Origin of the sequence: [Chlorobium] sp. 445 (assembly GCA_002763895.1) — a bacterium.
GTDB lineage: Bacteria > Bacteroidota > Chlorobiia > Chlorobiales > Thermochlorobacteraceae > Thermochlorobacter.
Genome location: NSLH01000016.1, coordinates 39,442 through 61,131, shown reverse-complemented (window position 1 = coordinate 61,131; position 21,690 = coordinate 39,442). Strand labels below are relative to the sequence as shown.

Annotated in this window: 18 protein-coding genes; 3 read left to right on the top strand and 15 right to left on the bottom strand. The window is 47.6% G+C overall.

The features are described 5' to 3' along the window. Positions 1-260, bottom strand: a 260-nt coding sequence (locus CMR00_07985; protein PIO47923.1) for a hypothetical protein, incomplete at its 3' end; no start/stop codon positions are given. Beyond that, positions 257-2,998, bottom strand: coding sequence for a hypothetical protein (locus CMR00_07980; protein ID PIO47922.1), 2,742 nt, complete (start codon positions 2,996-2,998; stop codon positions 257-259). The genes CMR00_07985 and CMR00_07980, both read right to left, overlap by 4 nt. A 90-nt stretch (positions 2,999-3,088) precedes the next feature. Here CMR00_07980 and CMR00_07975 point away from each other — a divergent pair, with 90 nt between their 5' ends. Further along, the gene (locus CMR00_07975; protein ID PIO47921.1) at positions 3,089-5,032 is read left to right on the top strand and encodes a hypothetical protein; all 1,944 of its coding nucleotides are present in this window, start codon (positions 3,089-3,091) and stop codon (positions 5,030-5,032) included. A gap of 66 nt (positions 5,033-5,098) precedes the next feature. Here CMR00_07975 and CMR00_07970 read toward each other — a convergent pair whose 3' ends face one another. The 7 genes from CMR00_07970 to CMR00_07940 all read right to left on the bottom strand — a co-directional run bounded on the left by CMR00_07970 (position 5,099) and on the right by CMR00_07940 (position 11,890). After that, complete coding sequence (locus tag CMR00_07970; GenBank protein ID PIO47920.1) at positions 5,099-5,593, bottom strand: hypothetical protein; 495 nt, start codon at positions 5,591-5,593, stop codon at positions 5,099-5,101. A 223-nt stretch (positions 5,594-5,816) separates the two neighbouring features. Beyond that, entirely contained in the window at positions 5,817-7,238 is a 1,422-nt protein-coding gene (locus tag CMR00_07965) for a hypothetical protein (protein PIO47919.1), read from the bottom strand. Between the two features lie 49 nt (positions 7,239-7,287). Further along, positions 7,288-8,367, bottom strand: coding sequence for a cytochrome bc complex cytochrome b subunit (locus CMR00_07960; GenBank protein ID PIO47918.1), 1,080 nt, complete (start codon positions 8,365-8,367; stop codon positions 7,288-7,290). Between the two features lie 21 nt (positions 8,368-8,388). Beyond that, complete coding sequence (locus CMR00_07955) at positions 8,389-8,898, bottom strand: hypothetical protein (GenBank protein PIO47917.1); 510 nt, start codon at positions 8,896-8,898, stop codon at positions 8,389-8,391. Next, positions 8,891-10,066: a hypothetical protein gene (locus CMR00_07950; protein PIO47916.1), complete on the bottom strand. Its 1,176-nt coding sequence runs from the start codon at positions 10,064-10,066 to the stop codon at positions 8,891-8,893. Before CMR00_07950 ends, CMR00_07955 begins: the two co-directional genes overlap by 8 nt. A 227-nt stretch (positions 10,067-10,293) precedes the next feature. Further along, on the bottom strand, positions 10,294-10,905 hold the full coding sequence (locus CMR00_07945) for a hypothetical protein (protein ID PIO47915.1): 612 nt from the start codon (positions 10,903-10,905) through the stop codon (positions 10,294-10,296). Continuing rightward, the gene (locus tag CMR00_07940; protein ID PIO47914.1) at positions 10,889-11,890 is read right to left on the bottom strand and encodes a hypothetical protein; all 1,002 of its coding nucleotides are present in this window, start codon (positions 11,888-11,890) and stop codon (positions 10,889-10,891) included. The genes CMR00_07945 and CMR00_07940 overlap by 17 nt, the downstream gene beginning before the upstream one ends. Before the next feature lie 299 nt (positions 11,891-12,189). Between CMR00_07940 and CMR00_07935 the strand changes: the two genes are divergently transcribed. Together CMR00_07935 and CMR00_07930 are read left to right on the top strand one after the other, a co-directional pair. Beyond that, entirely contained in the window at positions 12,190-15,324 is a 3,135-nt protein-coding gene (locus CMR00_07935; protein PIO47913.1) for a glycosyl hydrolase, read from the top strand. Between the two features lie 90 nt (positions 15,325-15,414). Next, positions 15,415-17,289, top strand: a complete 1,875-nt coding sequence (locus CMR00_07930) for an ABC transporter ATP-binding protein (protein PIO47912.1) — start codon at positions 15,415-15,417, stop codon at positions 17,287-17,289. 68 nt (positions 17,290-17,357) lie between these two features. On the opposite strand, the gene CMR00_07925 is transcribed toward CMR00_07930, so the two are convergent. From CMR00_07925 to CMR00_07900, 6 genes are all read right to left on the bottom strand, one after another. Next, positions 17,358-17,885, bottom strand: a complete 528-nt coding sequence (locus CMR00_07925; protein PIO47911.1) for a hypothetical protein — start codon at positions 17,883-17,885, stop codon at positions 17,358-17,360. Further along, positions 17,885-18,166, bottom strand: coding sequence for a hypothetical protein (locus CMR00_07920; GenBank protein PIO47910.1), 282 nt, complete (start codon positions 18,164-18,166; stop codon positions 17,885-17,887). Before CMR00_07920 ends, CMR00_07925 begins: the two co-directional genes overlap by 1 nt. A 2-nt stretch (positions 18,167-18,168) precedes the next feature. Then, the gene (locus CMR00_07915) at positions 18,169-19,191 is read right to left on the bottom strand and encodes a hypothetical protein (GenBank protein ID PIO47909.1); all 1,023 of its coding nucleotides are present in this window, start codon (positions 19,189-19,191) and stop codon (positions 18,169-18,171) included. A 62-nt stretch (positions 19,192-19,253) separates the two neighbouring features. Then, positions 19,254-19,544, bottom strand: coding sequence for a hypothetical protein (locus CMR00_07910; GenBank protein PIO47908.1), 291 nt, complete (start codon positions 19,542-19,544; stop codon positions 19,254-19,256). Positions 19,545-19,690: 146 nt separating this feature from the next. Further along, positions 19,691-21,073, bottom strand: a complete 1,383-nt coding sequence (locus CMR00_07905) for a hypothetical protein (GenBank protein ID PIO47907.1) — start codon at positions 21,071-21,073, stop codon at positions 19,691-19,693. A gap of 28 nt (positions 21,074-21,101) precedes the next feature. Next, entirely contained in the window at positions 21,102-21,674 is a 573-nt protein-coding gene (locus CMR00_07900; GenBank protein PIO47906.1) for a gamma carbonic anhydrase family protein, read from the bottom strand. Between the last annotated feature and the right edge of the window lie 16 nt (positions 21,675-21,690).

Here is a 21,690-nt window from a genome sequence, read left to right as displayed (position 1 = left end):
GTGTAAGAGCCACTTTGTGCATCTTCTGGTGTGAAAGCAAGTTTGCCATCAGCAGAGAGTGTAATGCCAGCAGGCAAGCCGGTGGCACTGAAGGTAAGTTGATCTTCTTTATCTTCGTCTATAGCAGAAAGTTGTATCTCAAAGGGCTGACCGATTTTAGCGACCACATCTTTAGGCTGTTGCAAAACGGGCTTACGATTGAGGCGCTCGATCACGATACCGACGCTCATGGTATCTTCAGCGCCAAAGGAATCTTTCACACGGAAAAGAATGCTGTATGTACCTCGCTGACCATAATTAGGTTGCCAAGTGAAGGTTTGTGTATTGCGATCAAACTTTGCGCCTTGTGGCAAGTTTTCAGCAGAATAGACAAGTTTGCCTGATCTTCTTTGTCATTGTCGCTGGCAGAGATGCTAAACGAAATATCTTGCTTTTCGATTGCTTTGATGGGAGAGGCAGTAGCAAACTTCGGCGCACGGTTGACGTTTGCAATCGTAATTGTCTGCGTTTTCTTGTCGGTTAAGCCTTCTGTATCGGTAACGGTATAAGAAATTTTGTACGATCCTGACTGCTCAAAGGTGGGCGTCCAAGTAAAAGTTTTGCCGTCGAACTTTGCGCCTTGTGGCAAGTTTTCAGCAGTGATTTTGAGTTTCCCTTCGTCTTCGACATCGGGATCTTGAGCGGTGATGTCGAATTTCAATTCCTGATTTTCGTTGCCTTTGACATCGGCAATTGCGTCAAACTTGGGGGGACGGTTAGTATTTTCAACGACAATAGTTGCAACGGTTTCAGCCGAAAGCGGTGTGCCGTCAATGCCGGTATCGGTGGCACGGAAAATAACGCGGTAGGTACCTGACTGTGTGTTATCAGGTTTCCATGAGAAGGTGCGAGTTTTGGGATCGAAGGTCGCCCCACGTGGCAGACTGTCTGCAGAGAAAGTGAGTTTGCCTTCATCTTCTTTGTCAGGATCGCTGGCACTTACGGTGAACGTCAGCGATGCATTTTCACGCACTTGCTTTTCTGGAATAGCTGCCATAACAGGTGGTCGGTTCTTTTGCTTGACCACAATTGCGACATTCATTGTATCCGAAAGGCGCTTGTTGCTCGGTACAAACTTTGCATCTAGACCTTGATCCTCGACTTTGAATTTTGCGATATACTGACCAGCCTGTGTGAAATCAGGCTTCCACTTGAAGGTACGTGTTGGGGCATCAAAGGTGGCGCCTTTGGGTAAAGAAGTTGCTGTGTAAGTGAGTTTGCCGTCGTCTTCTTTGTCGGGATCAATGGCTTCAATAGTGAAACTGCCCTCAGTATCTTCCGTGAAAACTTGCACATCCATTCGGGTAAATTTCGGCGCAAGATTTTCGTTATCGACTCGAATTTTGAGTTCTTTGGAGTCAGTCTTTGTACCGCGTCCGTCGGTATTAGCATCTCTGACGGTAAACTTCACCACATAGTCGCCGGCCTGTGCATAGGTAGGTTTCCAAGTAAAGATGCGTGTGGCAGCATCAAAACTGGCGCCTTCAGGCAAGTTCTCTGCAACATAAGTCAGCTTGCCTTCATCTTCTTTATCGGGATCTTTGCCTTCAGGAAGTTGATATTTGAGTTCTTTGTTTTCTACAGTCAATTGTGCTTGCAAATCGGGCAGGCTAGGTGCACGATTGACGTGATTAACCGTGATACGCAGTGGTAATTCACTTGAAAGTGAATCTGGCGTAAGTTCTGTAATGCGCACTTTGAAATCATAGATGCCAGATTGATCAAAAGTAGGTTTCCAGTTGAGTGTTCTGCTTGGAACATCATAGGTGAATCCATCAGGCAGTTTGCCTGACTGTGGACGCAAGGAAATTTGGGTGGGGCTCCCGTCTGGATCTTTGCCTTCAAAGGTATAAGTCAGCACTTGATCCTCATCGACCACAAGATCCTTGACGTTTGAAAGCAGTGGTGTAAGATTAAAGTTATAGACAAGCAATCCATTTTTGTCGGTGGCGGCGTAGAGTGCATGATCATAAGAGAGCACTCTGCCTATTTCTCCAACACCTCTATCGACTTCTTCTACAGGTTCATCTTCGGGAGAGAACATTTTTTTGAGGTCATAGACGGTAATGCCGCTGCGTCCTGTGCCAACAAAGAAATAGTTTGGGTTCAGTTGGTAGTGAGCTAGACCGCCAACATAGGTGCGGAAGTTGTAGGAAAAGACACGCTTTGGCAAATTGAGATTTGCGATAGAGAGGACTTCAAAACCGCCGACTGCATTAGCAAGAAAAACAAGCGTATCTTTGGCAATAGCATAACGCAGGGATTTGGCACTAGGGTAGTTTGAAAGCAAAGTCAAGCTGCTTGGCTGAGATGCGTCAAGAATGCGCAAGCCACCTTCACGATCGCTAACGAAAAGTTTGTTTTGATGATATGAAATGCCCCAAGCGTAGTTCCAAGTTGTCAGGCTAGAGGTTTCTAAGACTCGACTGGGACGAGCAGGATCTTTCAGACTCCAGACTTCGACACCACCTTTGCCGGTTGCAACGAAAAGATAGTCTTTATTGTCATCAGCGCACAGGTCGTAGGCTTCTTTAGAGGACGTCTGAAAACTGCCAACAAACTTAATTTGCGAAGGGTCAGCGACATTGAAGACGTCAATGCCGTTGGTATTATCGCTCAAATAAAGGTAATTGCTTTTTTTGATAATGCCGTTTGTCGGCAGCGAAATATCTTTTGAAAAGCCGAGTTGTGTGGGCTCAAGGCGGTTTTTGATATCGTAAGTGTAGAGTCCAGCGGAATTGTAAGCGACATACAGCACATCGCCTTCTGCATACATGGCGGCAACGCCATCGCGTGCAAAGAGCGGGTCGCCGACGCGTTCAAGTTTGTTGAAAGAAGCTATCGCATCTGCACTATATGGCTTGAATGTTTGTGCATAGAGCTCAAGATAAAATACCGAAAAAGAGATGACTACAGCAGAAAGAGACAGAATACGAGAGAAAAATTCATTGCGCCTCATTGGTGATAGATAGGTTTAGAAACACGTTCGGGTTGTATGGTTTATGTGAGCAGAGCGCGCTGGCTCTCTCAGTTTTAACTTCATCGTGAGATGAAAAGTTGGCAAACGAACTTGTTACAGGATGAGTACAAATCTACAAAATTCCTTGCGCTTTTCAACATGAAAAAACAGGCGCAAGGCAAGTTGCCAGCTGCATGGCAAGTAAAATCTTTGATGTTAAGGACTTTTGCAGTAAGTGTATTGTGTGCTGTGGTGATATTCTGCCCAGAAGAGCAAATCGTGGCACAAGAGGTAAGCGCTCCGCTGATGCTCAAAAGCGTGCGTATCTATGGCGCAAAAGACATCTCGAGCACGAGACTTGCGGCAATTTTCCCAACACCTGCACCGGTGGATTCACTCTCGTTTCAAGCGCAAATTGAGCGACTAAAGTCGGTCTATGCGCGCTTAGGCTATTACGATTTCAAAATCGATAGTGTGCGCTGGACACTTTTGCCTGAAGAAAAGCAAATTCACGCAGAAATTTTCCTCAGTGAAGGACCGCTGACCAAGATCACGGAAATTCAGTTTAGCGGCAATCGAGCACTTTCTGAAAATGATCTTCGGCTGCTCATGACAACGCATGAAGGAGATGTGCTGGACAATGAAACGCTCGAGAAAGATTTTGAGGCTGTGCTCTCGCGCTATGAAAGGCTGGGGCGACCGTTCGCCAAAATCTCGGTGGTAAGAGTGGAGCGCATTGAGACACGCACTGACGACGGCATAACAACGGGCTTGAAACTTAGCCTTGCTATTGAAGAAGGTCCAGTCGTACAAATTGCAGGCTACAAGTTTTCCGATAGCCTAAACACACAGCCTGAAACCCTTACACGCGAACTGCCGCTCAAAGTCGGAGAACTATACAGCGAGGAAAAGTTTATGCAACTCAAACCGCGTTTAGAACGGCTGGGTTTCTTTGAGCGCGTAAGCGACCCCGAACTGCTGATTTTGCAAAAATCCATGCAAAGCGATACGCTACAAGCCGTCATCAAGTTTGATCTTGTAGAAGGCAATGTCAATACATTTGACGGTATCATCGGCTATCAGCCTCCTATTCCGCCCGAAGAGACAGGATTTCTGACAGGATTGGTCAACATTGGCTTACGCAATTTGTTCGGTTCAGGGCGACGGCTCGGGGTACGCTGGCAACGACCGAACAATTTCACTCAAGAACTTCGTGTAAGCTACCAAGAGCCTTGGATTTTGGGCATGGCACTGAACGCTTCACTAGAAGCCATGCAATTGCAACAAGATTCGTCATTTTCACAACTGCTGCTTTCAGGAAGTTTGAGCTATCAACTCAGTGAAAACTTTTCGGTGTCAGCGCTCGCGCAAGTGGAGCGAATCAATCCTATCTTTCAAGGCACAAAGCGCGATGACCCAATTTTGCAGAGTGGCATTACGCTCACCGGGCTTGGGATTGCCTACGACTCGCGCGACTATCCGCTCAATCCAACCTCAGGCGTACTCTTTCGAAATGAATACCGCATTGGCACAAAAACACTCGATGCACCAGATTCTCTCTTGGAAGCCTTAACCGTGCAGCGTAGTGTGGTGCAGCAACGCCTATCATTGGAAGCCGAGTGGTATCAGCAAACTTTCTTGCGACAAGTGCTGGCGCTGCGTGTCGTCGGTCAGGCACTCTTAGCCGAAGAAGTGCAGTTCAGCGATCTGTTCCGATTCGGCGGCGCGCAGACTTTGCGTGGCTATCGTGAACAAGAATTTTTAGCTTCGCGCTACTTCTTTGCAAATGTCGAATATCGCTTGCAACTCTCACGTAAAGCCTTTGCTTTTCTCTTCTATGACTTTGGGTATTTTTTTAAGCCGCAAAATCCGCTCAATGTGCGGGACGCGGCGCGCGAAGGCTGGCGACAGGGGCTGGGCATCGGCGCACGCTTAGAAACCCCACTCGGATTGCTCGGCATTAGTTACGCACTGGGCGAAGGAGACACAATTCTGCGTGGAAAAGTGCATTTCAACCTAATCAATCTTTTTTGACTTTTTTTGATGAAAATCAAAAAGGCGGCACTTAAGCCGCCTATTATGCACATGCAGGCAAACAAGTTATTTAAGGCTACCGACAAGACGTATCATCGAGGTATAAATATCTGACGCAAATTCAAAAAGGGCTTGACCAGCACTTTGCACCGTTACTTTTTTCCACATAAGTTTTTCATCAGGACGTACAACATGAAAGAGCAAAGAGCCATCGTCGGCGTAGCCAATGATTTCCTTAAAGGCAAAACGTGCATGTCGTATATCAAAGCGCATCAAATTTTCTTGACGAACCAGGCCACTGGGTAAAGCATTTTGATACTCCATAAGTACCCAGAGGTCTATCGTCTCCGTAGCGCGGTTTAGGCGCGCATCAGATGATGTAGCAAAGTATTTCACCACACCTGATTCAGCCACATAACTCCACTTGGCATTCGGTTGAGCAAGTGCAATTGCAAGGGGCAAGAACCAGAGGGCAAGAGCGAGAAGCAAAGCACCTTTTTCATATTTATCCCCCTTTTTCTTTAGCCGTTGACGGAAAAAACAGAGCTCATCGGCTTTCATTAGTTACGCTAATGAGTAGACAACGTTAGGTTTTTCTGTGAAAAAAAACAAAAAAAACTTGTTAGAAAATTTTGATTAACTCTAAAAAAAGGAAGTTGCTAAGTGCTATTTAGAAAAGGAGTTATGGAATTTTGTTGCATAAAGACACACAAAAATGCTCGAAAAAAAAAGCAAGCGCTCAAAACGCTTGCTTTTGCAGAGCAACAATGCAGAAAGGGGGGAACTACTCGACTTGCGCTACTTTTTGATTTTCATGTGTGCGCATCAGTGCCGCAATGCGACTTTTCTCTTTATTGACCTTGTAGTCCAAGTAGTCGCTCAAGGCAGCAATTTCATCAGGTGTGCCTACCAATTGCGGCATATACTTTTTGTAAGGAGAGTCGTCCTTGTATTCATGCAGCGTTTGTAAGAGATTGGTAATAGACTGATGGTCGCGTCCAGAGAGGAATTTGGTCAGGGAGCGATATCCTGTGCTTGTATGGCAGTTCAAGCATTGACCACGGTACATGGCTTCACCTTTGGAGAGGATGAGTTCGGGCTCATTGCTGTTGTCGGCAACAGGGCGTACCCACATGGATTTTTGCAAATAGCCTTTCTGACTCATTTGAGCTACTTCTGACTTACGAATGCCATTGGAATACATATGTTGTGCAATGACATAAGGCTTGCGCAGCATTTCGCGGGCGTATTCGCCAGAGGCTGTGATGACTGCTGCAAGAAAGAGCACCGCTAAACCATGTCCGAACGCAAAATCTTGTGGAGCTTTGCGCACAAAGAAATAGACCACACCGACAATCGTAGCCGAAGTCATAACCATCACGAGCGCAATGCGTGTAACTTGCGTGAAAGCGCCTGAGCCAATCGTAGAGATACCAAGTTCAAGCAGAGAACGATTGACTTCAGGGACGCTTGCAAGATACCAGAGGAAAGCAAATGGCGTAGCGACGAATGAGGGAATAAGCCATTTTGAACTCCAAGTAATGAGTTCGCCTTTAGCTTTCACATCATGATCCAAACGGCTATATGAGACCAACGACCAGATTCCAGCAAGTGAAATGCACACCAAGATGCGCAAGAACAGGCTTGGGAAGTAAGTCGGATTGAAGAACGCTGACCAAAATTGCGAGGCTTCTTGTCCGGTGCCAGCAACTGCAAGCCAGGCTTCACCGGGCGTAAGCATAAAGCTCAGAATACCATTGATAATCACGAGCGTGCAGAACGACGAGAACGCATAGAGCCATCCCACGCGCTGGTGAGCTTCATGTGAGATTTTATTCCAAGAGTAGTAGTAGACGGCAGCAGAGGAGAGTTCGACGATAAAGAACACCCATTCCATTGCCCACCCAAAGACAAAGTTATGAATGAGTGTGCTGGTCGATTCAGGGTGTGCAAGTCCAATGGCAAACCAGATGCCTACGCCAGAAGTGGCGCCAAAGACATTAGTCATGATGAGAAAAAAGCGCGAATGATTTTTCAGGCGTGCAAGCCAATCCAATCGGTTTTCGCGCAGGGCTTTGCGTTCAGCAAGTACGAGGTAGAGCCCACCGCCAACTGCAAATTGGGAGATCAGCACGTGAAAAATAGAGATGAGCCCAATTACCCATCCGCTACCGATGACAGGTACATCCCAAAATGGGTAGTTCATAGTTGTTACTTCCTTTCTCTTTGTGATTCAGTTGAATAAGCAATAGGTTTCAGATAGACATATAGCCCCAGATGGTCGTAACGATAATGATTCCGAGCGCAAGCAATCCAAAGTAAGTCGCATTACGCGCACGGCGACCATTGACATGCTTGTTGTCATAAAGTGGAATCAGGGTCCAAAGCAGCAAGCCCAAGGTGAACAGCGTGATGCCTAAGCCTTCACCGAAAGCGGCAAGTTCGCCTGAAAACATCTTACCCAGAATTTTCAGCGTCTGGAAGGCACTCATAAAATACCATTCAGGATGGATGCCCTCAGGGGCAGGCTTTAGAGGGTCGGCTTCTTCGCCGATGCCCCACGGGTAGATAGACGCACAAAGGGCAAGCACATTGAGTGCAATGAGCCACATGGCTAAATCTTGCATCAAAAAGTTCGGAAAAAAAGGAATCGACTTGCGTTCCGAAGCTGGTTTGGCTTCTTCACTCGGTAGGGTTGCGTTGCCATGCTTTTGTACGAGCCAGAGATGAAAAATCAAGATTGGCAAAAAGATGGCGGGCATGACAACAACATGCAAGGCAAAGAACCGCTGCACCGTAATTTCGCTCACTTCCAATCCGCCACGGAAAAGGTTGGTCATGGGCTGACCAATCACGGGCAGGGCTTCTGGAATGGAGAGCCCGACTTTTGTGGCAAAGTAAGCCAGCTCGTCCATCGGCAGCAGGTAGCCGCTGAAGCCAAAAAGTAGGGTCAGAATCAGAAGTAGCATGCCGCTCCACCAGCCAAATTCACGCGGCGCGCGATAGGCTTTCATAAAATAAACGGAGAACATGTGCACGAAGACCGCAACCACCATCAAGTTTGCTGACCATGAGTGAGCAGAGCGAATCAGCCAACCAAACTCAATCTCATTGGTGATTTGTCGTACCGATTCATAGGCTTCGGGACCCGGGCGGTAATAGACCAAGAGCAGGACGCCAGTCAGGCATTGCACGATAAAAAAGAAGAGAGAAATACCGCCCCAGAAATACCAAAACGAGTGGCGATGTGCAGGCACGGTCTTTTTTGAAGCAAACTTGATAATCTCGCTCAGACTTAGCCGCTCATCGACCCAGCGATAAAGCGCTTTCATCATTGTTGGAAACTCCTTTCAGGGTTAAACTTTGGAGACTGTAACGCCACCCTCACCTACTTCGACCTTGAAGGTCTTCAAGGGCTTTGGCGGTGGACCGCTGAGCGCACTGCCTGTCTTAACATCATAGACACCACCATGACATGCACAAAACAGTCTGTTCAAGTCAGGTTGATACTGCACCGTGCAAGCCATGTGGGTGCAAACGGCTTCCATGGCGCTCCAAGTGTTGTCTTTGTGGTGAATCAAAATGCCGGGCTTTGTGCCAAACTTAAAGAGCAGGGCGGCACCGGGCTCGAGTTTCTCAGCATCAGGCAAGCGCACTTCGGAAACCTTTGCAGCTTCCATAGACTTTTGGATAGGTGAAGCAAGGTAGCGATAAATTGGATAACCAATTGCGCCAGCATAGCACAGTCCAATACCTGTAAAGAGCGCAGTCGTAAAGGCACGGCGGCTTATAGATTCTTCTTTTGCGCTCTCTGCACCGACTGAATTAGATGCATGAGAGAGCGGTTGTTCGGCGGCGTTACTCATGGGCGTGTTCCTCCACTCTAGGTTGAGATTCAAAAATCGTGTTGTCAATGCCTAAAATCACTGGCTTGGCTTTTAAGACAACCGTCAGAAGCCAGCCAATAATGCCTAAACCTGCAACAAAAAGCAGTAGAAAAATGATGACGACAGACCAATTTGTAACCACGACTCTATCCCAGACATCAAAGCCTTTGGTGAGCAGTGTAATGTCGCGCAGTCCATCACGAAAGGCAGTCATGGCAAGCATGGCGACAATGGCTGCAGCAAATCCTGTCCAGCCGATAAGTTTCGATGGCTTCGAGCGAATTGCGCTAAAAAGCGCAAGACCCAGTAAGACTGCCGCCAGTGCAATCCAGATGTAGCCAGAGACGTTGGTAAGCAAGGTATTGCCAAGCGCGTCTTGAACCGCTGGTGGTTGAGCGCTGACAACCCAATAGGCACACGCCCCTTGAACCAGCAGCGCAAGGCTTGCAAGTCTGCCACCAAGCCCACTCATATAAGTTTGTACATCGAGAAAGAGCTTGTTGGACGGTGCAAGCCAGAGCAGCCAAATCCCAGCGGTTGCAAAGCCACCGGCAAGAATGAAAAGCCAGCGCGGTGTCGTCGTTGGATCATCAAGTGGCAGTTGCAAGCCAATTGGCGAGTTATGGTAAAGTGCATTCCAGACCTCAGGGCGCAGCATCAGCGTCATGTTGGTCGAGTATATGCGCGCAATGACGACCGCAAGCACCCATGCACCGAGTGCGATATGCCAATACGGTTTATTGTCGCTAGCGCGCTGAGAGGCACGGTAGAGCAGCCAGTAGCAACTGGCTAAAAGAAAAATTACCGCAAGCCAAAACGCACCAATGAGCACGCTGCTGGTGTAAATGGCTCGACCGTAGAGCACCTGCGTAAAGAGCAACGGCGGCACGCCCAAGTTGATGACATAAGTCATTACAATCGGCATGCGGTTAGCCAGCATTTGACCAGTTTGTGCGCGGCTGATAGCAAGCAAGTGTTGCGGCTGGCGCATTGCAAGAATGTTCATCGCTGCCATCACGAGCAGCCCGCCGACCAGCATTTCCATTGCTACGAAATGCAAGCCCAGCGTTACGATATGCAAAAGTTTGAATAACCAGACGGGGGCAGGCAATGGAATGGGATCCACTGCGGGAAATTGGTACTCCATACTACTTAACTCCTTTTCTCTCCTTTTTCAATTGCTCACAAAGATAGCTAAACGCTGTTCCAAAAAATGCTGCAGAATGCGCAATTGAGAGATTTTAAGTGAAAAATCTAAGTTATTGTTTTGATGTAAGTTGTGCCTAAAAACGGCTAAATCGTCCGTAGGACACGGGTAATTTGTGGCGCTGTTTGCAGCAAAAATGTGTTTTTACTGACTTAACCGTGCAAGCGTTACTTCATTACCGCAAGTCGAGAGCGCGATTCTTGAAAATTGCTGAAGTTGGTACGCAGCATGGCTACAAGCGGTTCGTAATGTGCAAGCGCAGAAAGATACCAAATCTTGCGTCGGTCTTTCTTTGTGGTTTTCTGCACATCAGCTAAAAATTGTGTAAGTGTGGCTTGCCGCGTCTTGACAGCATGGAGCACAGTGTCGGAGAACATGTGAGCACGCTCGCGCACAGGTGATATGGCTGCCTGGGAAATACCAATTTCTTTGAGCACCTTAAATGCTTTGTCATATTCTGCAAGTGCATTCAGCACAAGATCGTGATGCGTTTTGAGCAAACGTTCCATGCGTTTGGCTTGCACAAAAAGCTCGAGCGTATCTTTCGGCGTCTGAAGACCAAGCAAGGAAAGTTTTTGCAAATAAGCAGCGTGTGCATCATCAAAATAACGCAAGGCAAGATAAGACAGTGAATCGCTGCGTTGTGCCGCTTTCTGAGCGAGTTCCAAAATCGCTTGCTCCGACATGGCAGCATAGTTTGTCGTTGCCACGTTCATCTCGGCAGATTCCTGCAAGCCAAGTTTGTAGAACTTCACTGCTTGCTCAAGAGAGGGGCGCACGAAAACGCTCGACAATTTGAGAAAGGTAGAGCAGACTAGCCATTTCCCCAATTGGTAAATCAATTTGTTCAATTGGCAATTTGAGTGTGGCATTTTTCTGCGCTTCATCTGGTTCAGCGCCAAGCGTGAGCAGGGCGTTTTGCTCATGTGCGTAGCCAGACTTGTAGCGCATCTCCACAATTTTGGTCGCAAACTTTTCAATCAAAGGTTCAATGGTTGATAGGACTGCAGGTGATGTGGCGCTATCGGTACGTGCATTGAGCAGTTCTTCGCGTAGCGTCTTGTAATCTTTGGCAGCAATGTCGTATTGGGCAGCAGCATCAACATTGGCTTGATAAGCCGCTAAAATCATTTTGTTGGGATTCAGGGCTCGCCCTTGTGCATTGTGCAGCGTTCTGAGACTATCGCCAAGACGCATGAAGCCATCACCAAGTTCTTCGGAGAGGTAGCACACGGCATCAGCGACATTGATATAATCCGTGACTGTCGCGCCAACACTTGTGCCTTGCGTGCGAAAGCCATTGAGCAGATCGACCAAATTTTTACCCAGTGTTTTTTTGAGTGAAAGTTTTTCTGTTGTTACTGGCGCGTATGTGATACGTTCTGCAGACTGTTTGGGCTCAAATGCACTGGGTGGAATAACAAAGGCAGGTTGAAGGCGCTTGTAATCGGCATACAGCAAATCGCACTGGCGATAGAGTGCAAGCAGGGCGTATCGCTCATTTTTTTGAGAAAGTGCAGCGTTGCGTTCAAGAGCACGTGCATATTCCTGTTTGGCATCTTCGAATCGACCGCGCTTTTGGAAAATCTCGCCACGCCGATAAAGGGCATAGACACTCTCAGGCAAATCAGGATGCTCTTGGGCAAATTTGCCAAAGGCTTCAAACATGGCTTGTTCATCGTTCAGCGTGTCAATGCTTTTGATGCTGCTTTGTGGCGATGCACACCCAAAGAGCAGGACAAAGAAGAGCAGATGTAGAAGCAAGATGTGAGAAGTTGTGGAGTTTGCAGAAGTGCACATAGAAATTCAAGTTAGCAGTGTAAGAGAATTTCTTTTAGTAACGCAAATCAAAAACGAAAACTAACACATTCTGCAGCATTAGAAAAACGTCCTGATAACTCAAAGGAGATTGTGAAGTTGGTGCCTGAAGTAAAGCTAGCGCGATGCTGCAACCTAAAGTTTGGAACTTGGCTCATCAAATGTGTAACGTGCAAAACTTAATGGAAGAGAGGTGCAACTCTCTGGCTTATCAGCACTCAAACTAAAACAAAGGAGTAAAGTCAATGCATAAGCGCTCATTTTGCATGCCAATTTTCTTAGCTTGGCTGCTTGTATCGTCGGCATTTGCTCAAGCACAAGTTGCGATAGATGAAAAACTCTATGATGCACTAAAGTGGCGTTCAATTGGACCCTATCGTGGCGGACGCTCGTGTGCCGTAACAGGTGTGGTAGGGCAACCCAATGTGTTTTATTTCGGCGGCACAGGTGGCGGTGTCTGGAAAAGCACGGACGCAGGCGCAAGTTGGACAAATGTCTCTGACGGATTTTTTGGCGGCTCAATTGGTGCAGTAGCCGTAAGCGAATCAGACCCCAATGTCGTCTATGTAGGCGGCGGCGAAAAAACCCTGCGTGGCAATCTCTCGCATGGCTACGGTGTCTGGAAATCACTTGACGCGGGCAAAACATGGAAATACATGGGACTCCGAGAAACGCGCCACATTTCGCGTATTCGCATTCACCCCAAAAACCCTGACCTGGTCTATGTAGCGGCAATCGGGCATGCCTTTGGTCCGAATCCAGAGCGCGGTGTATTTCGCTCCAAAGATGGTGGCAAAACATGGGAGAAAATTTTGTTTGTAAGCAATGACGCTGGAGCGGTGGATCTGATACTTGACCCATCAAACCCGCGCATTATCTATGCAAGCACATGGCGTGTGCGTCGCACTCCATATAGCTTTGAGAGTGGCGGAGAAGGCTCACTGCTGTGGAAATCAACCGATGGCGGCGACACGTGGGAAAACATCTCACGAAATGAAGGGTTGCCAAAAGGTACGCTGGGCATTATCGGCGTAACGGTCTCACCTGTAAATCCTGAACGCGTCTGGGCAATTGTTGAAGCTGAAGATGGTGGTGTCTTTCGCTCTGATGACGGTGGCAAAAAGTGGGCCAAACTCAATAGCGACCGCAACTTGCGTCAGCGTGCATGGTACTACACACGCATCTACGCTGATACAAAAAATCCTGATATGGTCTATGTACTCAATGTCGAATTCCATCGCTCCAAAGATGGTGGCAAAACCTTCACGACAATTCCTACACCACATGGTGATCATCACGATCTCTGGATTGACCCAAACGACCCAAACCGCATGATTATCGGTGATGATGGCGGCGCACAAGTCAGTGTCGACGGCGGCGAAAACTGGACCACATACCACAATCAACCAACGGCACAATTCTACCGTGTTACAACGGACAACGTGTTTCCCTATCGCATTTATGTAGCGCAGCAAGACAATTCAACGCTGCGCATCCGGCATCGCTCCGAAGGTTATGCCATTACAGAAGCCGATTGGGAAATCACGGCTGGTGGCGAATCTGGACATATCGCCGTAGACCCAAAAGACCCCGACATCGTCTATGGCGGTAGTTACGGCGGCTTGCTCGAGCGTTTCAATCATCGCACCAAAGAACGTCGGCTTATCAATGTCTATCCCGATAACCCCATGGGACATGGTGCAGAAGGCATGAAGTACCGTTTTCAATGGAACTTTCCAATTTTCTTTTCACCGCATGACCAAAATACGCTTTATGCGGCATCAAATGTGCTCTTCAAAACCACGAACGAAGGACAATCATGGGAAGCAATTAGTCCCGACCTCACACGCAACGACAAAACTAAACTGGGTCCATCAGGCGGTCCAATCACGAAAGACAATACCAGTGTGGAATACTACTGCACAATTTTTGCTGCAGCAGAATCGCCCATGGAGAAAGGCCTTATCTGGTGCGGCTCGGATGATGGCTTGATTCACATCACGCGCGATGGCGGCAAGACTTGGACAAATGTAACGCCAAAAGACTTACCTGAATGGTCTATGATCAACTCAATTGAAATCAACCCACATGAAAAAGGTAGTGCCTACATTGCCGCAACACGCTACAAGCTCGACGACTTTGCGCCATACATCTACAAAACAACGGATTACGGCAAAACTTGGAAGCGCATTGTCAAAGGCATTGACAAAGAGCATTTTACGCGTGTGGTGCGCTGCGACCCTGTGCGTAAAGGATTGCTGTTTGCAGGCACAGAAAGCGGAGTGTATATCTCGTTTGATGATGGCGAGAACTGGCGACCCTTTCAGCTCAACTTGCCAATTGTGCCGATTACGGACATGACCATCAAGGACAGCGATTTGATTGTCGCCACACAAGGGCGCTCACTGTGGCTGATTGACGACATCTCACCGTTGCGAGAGCTTACAGCAGAAATTGCAAAGAAAGACCTGCATCTTTACACACCACGTCCGAGTGTGCGTATGGAGGGCTCACGACCTGAAAAGCAGCCCAAGGGTGTCGGTGAAAACTTACAAGCCGGCGTACTCTTTACTTTCTTTCTCAAAGAAACGCCCGACTCTACTAAGCCTGCAAGGCTCGAAATCTTTGAAGCAAATGGCAAGCTGATTCGTGCGTTTTCAACCAATGCAAAAGAGAACAGTGAAAGGCTCAATGCCAAAGCAGGGTCAAACCGATTTACATGGAATATGCGCTATCCAGATGCAGAGCGGTTTGAAGGATTAGTGCTCTGGGCGGGCGGCACACAAGGACCAAAAGCTGTGCCAGGCAAATACGAAGCGCGCCTAGCTTACGGTGGTAAAACAGAAAAAGTGACTTTTGAGATTATTAAAGACCCAAGAGTTAGTGCATCGCAAAAAGATTTAGAAGAACAGTTCGAGTTTTTGATTAGCACTCGAGATAAACTCTCCGAGACGCACCAAGCCATCAAGCAAATTCGCGATGTGCGTGAGCAGCTCAATCAACTGGTGAAGCGCTTACCTCAAGACGAAAACAAAGAAATTCACACAGCGGCAAAAGAATTGGTCAGCAAGCTGACTAAAATTGAGGAGGCACTCTATCAGACTAAAAACCGAAGCAGCCAAGACCCGCTGAATTTTCCAATTCGCTTGAATAATAAACTCAGTGCCTTGGCAACGCTGGCAGGACGCGGTGATAATCGACCGACCGACCAAATGCTGCTCGTGCGCAATGAACTCACGCGCCAAATCGATCAAGAACTTTCAGCCCTGAAAACACTGCTCGAAAAAGATGTGCCTATGTTCAATGAACTTGTCAGACAAAAATCTGTGCCGAGCGTGCTGATTAAACAGAAAGCGCCAAGTGCGGTAGGAAGTAATTAGTGGAGCAAGGTGCGCTTAGCAAATGACACTTGAAAGAAAAGGCAACGGCGCCCCTGCACGTTGCCTTTTTTAATGTGAGCTATCTAAACAATGTCGATTTTCTCATCAATACTCGTTCGACTTGGTGTGCTGCCGCAAAAGCCAATTGACAGTGCAAAGACCTCACTATCGCTCAAAGAAAGTTTTGCGGCACTCAAATACTTGCCCAGATTTCTTGGCTTGGTCTGGCAAGTGAGTCCTACGATGATGATTGCAGATGTACTGATTCGCATCGTTCGTGCCGCCTTGCCGCTAGCGTGGCTCTATACGGCAAAACTGATAACCGATGAAGTTGTAAATCTCACTCAAGCGCCAGATGCAAAAAATTTTGAGAGGCTTGCGCTATGGATTGCAATGCAGTTTGTTGTAGCAGTATTGACTGATGCACTGGCGCGGGCAAATGCTTGGGTTAATAGTCTGCTGGGCGATAAAGTTGCAAACGACACCTCGCTCAAAATCATGCAACATGCTGCAGCGCTTGACCTTGAAAAATTTGAAGATGCGGAGTTCTACAACAAACTCGAACGAGCACGCCAGCAAACAGGCAATCGAATCGCCTTAATGGCAGAAGCCTTAGGACAAGCGCAGCAGGCTATAACTATCATCGTCTTAGCTGCAGGATTGATTGCATTTAAGCCATATCTGATTGTGTTGCTGGCAGTGGCGCTTGTGCCAGCGTTTTTAGGTGAATCGCACTTCAACGGGCAAAGTTATTCAATGATGTATGCGCGCACACCGGAGCGCCGTGAGTTAGATTACCTGCGTTACATCGGTGCAAGTGATGAGACCGCAAAAGAAGTTAAAGTGTTTGGGCTGTCAGAATTTCTCATTACAAGATTCAAAGAACTCTCCGAAAAGTTTTACCACGAAAATAAATCGCTGGCTACACGGCGCGCCATTTGGGGAGGTCTCTTTGCGACAATTGGCAATGCAGCCTATTTCGGTGCATATCTGCCAATTGCCATGGATGCGGCAACTGGCAAGATTACACTCGGCGATCTTGCTTATTTTTCAGGGGCATTTGCTAATACTCGCGCACTGATGGAAGGCATTTTTCTGCGCTTCCCAAGCCTTGTCGAAGGCGCACTTTACCTCAAAGACCTATTCGATTTCTTTGAACTCAAACCCACAATTAGAGCACCACAACATCCAAAGCCTGTTCCAAAACCAATTCAAAAGGGGTTTGTATTTGAGAATGTCGGGTTTAAGTACCCACGCTCGGAGCAGTGGGCGGTGCGGCATGTGTCCTTCACGCTGCATGCAGGCGAAAAATTGGCGCTTGTAGGCGAAAACGGTGCCGGCAAAACCACGCTCACCAAATTGCTCGCGCGTCTCTACGACCCCACAGAAGGGCGCATTTTGCTCGATGGCATTGATCTACGCGAGTTCGATCCAGAAGCGCTGCGCCGTCGCATCGGTGTAATCTTTCAGGATTTTATTCGCTATCAGATGACTGCTGCAACAAATGTGGCGATAGGTGAAATTGATGCGCGTAACGATATGCTTCGGGTGGAACATGCAGCAGAACGCAGTTTAGCAAAATCCGTCATTGAAAACTTACCAAAGCAATATGCGCAAATGATTGGCAAGCGCTTTGCAGACGGCGTCGAACTCTCAGGCGGTGAGTGGCAAAAAATTGCGCTGGCACGCGCCTATATGCGTCAAGCAGATGTGCTCATCTTGGATGAACCAACTGCCGCACTGGATGCACGCGCCGAATATGAAGTCTTTCAACGCTTCGCCGAACTAACACAAGGCAAAACCGCAGTGCTAATTTCACATCGCTTTTCAACCGTGCGTATGGCAGATAGAATTTTGGTGATGGAAAAAGGCGAACTGTTGGAACTTGGGTCGCATCAAGAACTGCTACACAAAAACGGTCGCTATGCTGAATTGTTTGCGTTGCAAGCCAAAGGCTATCAGTAATGCTAGTGCGATAGTCGATGAAGAAAAGGAAGGCAAACTCAAATGCAGGCAAGTCAAAATGTGCAAAGCTATTCAACCAATTTCAAAGCAGAAGAAACGGTGTGGAGAACAATGCCAGCGGCAACTGCAGCGTTGAGCGATTCAACGGCTTTGGTATTGCCACGAATGCAAAGCGTCTCATCTGCAAGAGCCATGACATTTTGAGAAATGCCAAAGGCTTCACTGCCCACAATAACAAGACTTTTAGACGCAAACTTAACCGAAGAGAGTGGTGTGCCGCTTAGCGCTGTGGCGTAGAAGGTAAAACCTGCTTGTTTGAGCGTAAGAAGGTCATTGAGAAAATCGGTACTGCGAATAAGGGGCAATGAAAAAAGGCTACCAGCACTGGCTCGTACGACTTTAGGATTGAAGAAATCAGCGCTGTGAGTGTTGCTAATCACAGCACTGGCGTTAAACCAAGCGGCGGTGCGCAGCAGGGTGCCGACATTGCCAGCATCTTGCACGCCGTCGAGTGCAAGTAGCAAGGAAGGGTGAGCAGAATGTTGCGCGTCTATTACATCGCTCAATGTACTGTGCGGTTGCTTAAAAATTGCCATCACGCTTTGTGGTTCCTCAGCATCAGCAATTTTTCAAATGCTTTGAGGGGAAGAAAAAACTGCTTTTCAGGATATAAAGAAGCCAAATTGGATGGCCCCGAAGAGTCGCCTTTGAAGAGCAAGGCAAGAAGCATATCGGGGTGAGGAAGTGCGCTAAGAAGTTGTTTTACAACGCGCTCGCCTTCAGCTAAAAAGAGACGCTCGGTATCGCGGATTTTCTTGTCGCGAAGCCGAGCGTAGAGTTTTAATCGTGCCTTGCTGAGAACAAATGTTTCGCGCACGGTTAGCGCCGAATTTCAAATTCTCGATATGCTACACTGGCTGTCCAGTTGTCGCAGACATCCGTAGGTTCAACGGGCAGAGCAATCGCATTGCAAAGAGAGTTTGTGGCATCATAGAATTGACAACGATTGCACTTTTTGAGCCCACCACCATGGCGTACGCCACGCATGCGTGCCATCGCCCGCGTGGAGACCTGACCATCTTGCGAGAGTGAAATCTGCGCGAGCAGTTCCATGCCTGTGATTGGCGGTGGACCTTGACGCAGCGACTCTTGGTCATTGCCGCTCATACACCGCTTGATATAGTCATAAAAACCGACAGTATCTAACGTAATCTTAGGACGATAGTTGCCTTCTGTGCCCATAGTCTGAGGCTCTTGAGGCGCATGAGATTTAGCAATTAGGGCATCAATCGTAAGACGAACCTGTTGCACCGTGATTTCCTTATACCCCATACGTTTGAGCATCAATTCAAGACGTGTGTCTTCCATTGCGTTGACCGTCTCACGCAGTTTTTCTAAGCCGCCGAACATTGGCGCCTGACCTATCAAGGCTTTTTCGAACTTCTCAAGTGGCGTCAGTTCCTCTGTGGATGCGGTGCTTGCCGGTGTCGCAGACGCAGCAGATGATGTACTATCTGAAGCGTCAGCAGGCCGCAGCGTAGGTTTGCTGTACAGGGTAAACCGCTTGGGATGCAGAAATTCATCATCAATCTTGTAGCCGTCTTTGAGCATCTGCTCTTTAGCTTCGCGAGAGAGGCGTGCGCGACGCATGGAGACGCTCTCCACAATCGGGCGACCAATTTGAAGATTGGCGAAGTCAATTGCAAACACCCCGACGACAATAGCAAGGAAAATGCCAAGCGAGAGCAAAATCAGCTCAAGGTCTTTGCCAACGGTGGAGAAAAGAATAACCTGCGAGAGAATATAGACTAGGGCAACAGCCAGCAAAATTTTTTGATTTTTGGGATCCATATCGCGCACTCCTTCGTAGATTGGATTAACAAAAATTTCGGTGAAAAACATCAATCGTCATTCAAATGTTCCATCGCCCTCAAGAGCCAGAACACAAGCCCGATTCAAATCCGTTACTGCGACGAAGGCTTCGAGAGCTCTTGAATACGGCGTGGCTTATCACTGCTACCAAGTTGCGATTTGAGCGGCGGTGGTGTCTTAATCAGCGATGGCTTGACTTCCTTCATAAACTCATCGGCGCTCATGCCAACGGCGTGTGCCAGCGCAACCGCTTCTTTGACGGTCAGGCTATCAGTGGAACGATTGACTAACTCGTTCAGATAGCTTTCTGACAAGCCTGTCAGTTCGCTCACGGCTTGAATTTTAAGCTTCTTTGAGCGCAAAATATCACCAAACTTAGTCATAACAGTAAAGGTTAAAGTTGAACAACTGGTCTATTGACCTACTATGAAAATACACTACTGGAATTGGAAAAACTGAAGTAAGCCTGTATCGCTGTAAGTAAAAAAAGACGATTTGGCTGATTTGCAGCAAAAGGTGTGGAGAGGTCTTAGAATCTATCACCAAATTGCGTAGGCGTAACACAAGCCGATTCAAAGCGGATGCCAAAGTGGTAGCCATAAGTTTTGACATGTGGAATTTCTTGTGCCAGCTCCTCCAAATCTTCCAAGTCGGTATGTACAGGGTCACGTGAGAGAGTGGTGTCGTGCAGCAAGAGCTCACAATCACTAAACCACTCTGGTGAGAGCTTGTCGTATTGCGCTTTGTCTATAGAGCCGTTTTGCAAGCGAGCATTAATCAAACGGCGTGAGTAGAGAATATCGCCTGAGATGCCAATTGTGCGACCGTTGTAAGAGAGTTTTAAGCCAAACGTGGGAATCGGATGATAATTATCACGAATGCTGATGCAGCAGCCATGAAAATTCTCAAACATGTCGCGATTGTTGAGATCGTAAAAATCAATATGCGCGCTGATATCGCCAAAAAAAGGATTGAAGATGCTTTTGAGTTGTTCATACACAGGCGGTGTGCTTAGAAGCGAGAGACGTTCTTTGCGATCTATTTTTCGCTGCATCAAGCCGCTAAAGCCCTCAATATGATCTTCATGGCAGTGCGTGATCATCACATCCGTAAGATAATCGGTATTGATTCCAAGCAGAGCGGCTTTTTCATAGACCCGAGCTGGTGGATCAATCCATATTAAACGGTCAGCAAAAAACACAATAAAATTGCTCGTTACGCCGGGTTTCGTGCCGATGCCATTGCCACCTACGATGAGCCCCAGACGATTGGGGTCAAACTGAAACGGCTCGACTTGTGAGAGCAACATATCGACATACAGCGCACCAGTTGAAGCGCCAATGCTAACAGGATATTGCGCGCTATCAAAGACAAGTTTGTTTTTGTCGAAAATTTTAACGCTCTCAGGATTAGACGTGTCAATCGTGACCTGCCCAATTGAATAGCCGTTGAGTGTAGGTTGCCACTCAAAGACTTCATCAACCCAGCGCCGCGCAACGAACTTAGCTTGCTTGTTGCCAAATTCATCATGCACAAAATCGCCGTTCATGGTAAGCTCAAGACGACTGTAAAGTGTTTTCAGATGCGCTTCTTCACCGACAAACTTCAGGCGGTGTGGCTTAGCAAAGTCAAGAAAGCGTGCTGTCCAGAGTTCAAATTCGTAGCCGGTTTGCGTATCGCCTAATTGATTAACTACAGGTGCCGTAACGACGGAGGCAACTGGGAGTTTTTTGAGATGTGGAAAATAAGTCTTGAAGAGTTCAGGTATCGTATTGACTTGAATCAGACCAGCAGAAGTTTCTACTAGGTATGCGCAGAGTGCCATCTCAGAGCCGCTGACACGATAGACCCCATTGCCGAATGAATAAAAATTACTTGAGATTCGCTGTGGTGCTTTGATAGTCTGGCTCATGGAACAGTCCTTTCAAGAGTGCGTGAATCTAAAAATCTTTTGGGTCATGTGGAACTGAAAATGGCGTGCTGACTTGAAACGACACGTTGCTTTGACGATATGTCTGAACATAGCGCAAGTAGTTCTTTGGCGATTCCAAAATTTGACGGTGCTCTTCTGAGGTAAGTGCACGCACAACTTTTGCAGGCACACCTGCAACTAACATTCCTGAGGGCACAACAAAACCCGGGCGAACGACGGCACCTGCCGCGACCATGCTGTTTGACTCCACCACGCAATCATCGAGTAGCACAGCACCCATGCCAATCAGAGCCGAGTCGTGAATCGTACAGGCATGTAATGTCGCGCCATGTCCAATTGTTACATCATTGCCAATGTGAAGCGGACCTGTATCGTGCGTAACATGAAGCGTAGAGTTGTCTTGGATATTCGTACGCTCGCCAATTCGGATAGAGCACACATCACCACGTATCACGGAGTTAAACCAGATACTGCTATCTTGCCCAATGACAACATCACCGACGATGATCACACCCTCGCAGAGAAAGACGCTTTCGTGAACCGTGGGAAAGTACCCATTGTAAGGTATTAGCTTAGGCATATGAAACTTTCAAACT

Coding starts and splice junctions, on each gene's coding strand:
- CMR00_07910 (PIO47908.1), bottom strand. CDS start 19,544: ATGACTAAGTTTGGTGATATTTTGCGCTCAAAGAAGCTTAAAATTCAA.
- CMR00_07955 (PIO47917.1), bottom strand. CDS start 8,898: ATGAGTAACGCCGCCGAACAACCGCTCTCTCATGCATCTAATTCAGTC.
- CMR00_07965 (PIO47919.1), bottom strand. CDS start 7,238: ATGAACTACCCATTTTGGGATGTACCTGTCATCGGTAGCGGATGGGTA.
- CMR00_07900 (PIO47906.1), bottom strand. CDS start 21,674: ATGCCTAAGCTAATACCTTACAATGGGTACTTTCCCACGGTTCACGAA.
- CMR00_07930 (PIO47912.1), top strand. CDS start 15,415: ATGTCGATTTTCTCATCAATACTCGTTCGACTTGGTGTGCTGCCGCAA.
- CMR00_07970 (PIO47920.1), bottom strand. CDS start 5,593: ATGAAAGCCGATGAGCTCTGTTTTTTCCGTCAACGGCTAAAGAAAAAG.
- CMR00_07960 (PIO47918.1), bottom strand. CDS start 8,367: ATGATGAAAGCGCTTTATCGCTGGGTCGATGAGCGGCTAAGTCTGAGC.
- CMR00_07950 (PIO47916.1), bottom strand. CDS start 10,066: ATGGAGTACCAATTTCCCGCAGTGGATCCCATTCCATTGCCTGCCCCC.
- CMR00_07905 (PIO47907.1), bottom strand. CDS start 21,073: ATGAGCCAGACTATCAAAGCACCACAGCGAATCTCAAGTAATTTTTAT.
- CMR00_07975 (PIO47921.1), top strand. CDS start 3,089: ATGAAAAGTTGGCAAACGAACTTGTTACAGGATGAGTACAAATCTACA.
- CMR00_07915 (PIO47909.1), bottom strand. CDS start 19,191: ATGTTTTTCACCGAAATTTTTGTTAATCCAATCTACGAAGGAGTGCGC.
- CMR00_07935 (PIO47913.1), top strand. CDS start 12,190: ATGCATAAGCGCTCATTTTGCATGCCAATTTTCTTAGCTTGGCTGCTT.
- CMR00_07925 (PIO47911.1), bottom strand. CDS start 17,885: ATGGCAATTTTTAAGCAACCGCACAGTACATTGAGCGATGTAATAGAC.
- CMR00_07980 (PIO47922.1), bottom strand. CDS start 2,998: ATGAGGCGCAATGAATTTTTCTCTCGTATTCTGTCTCTTTCTGCTGTA.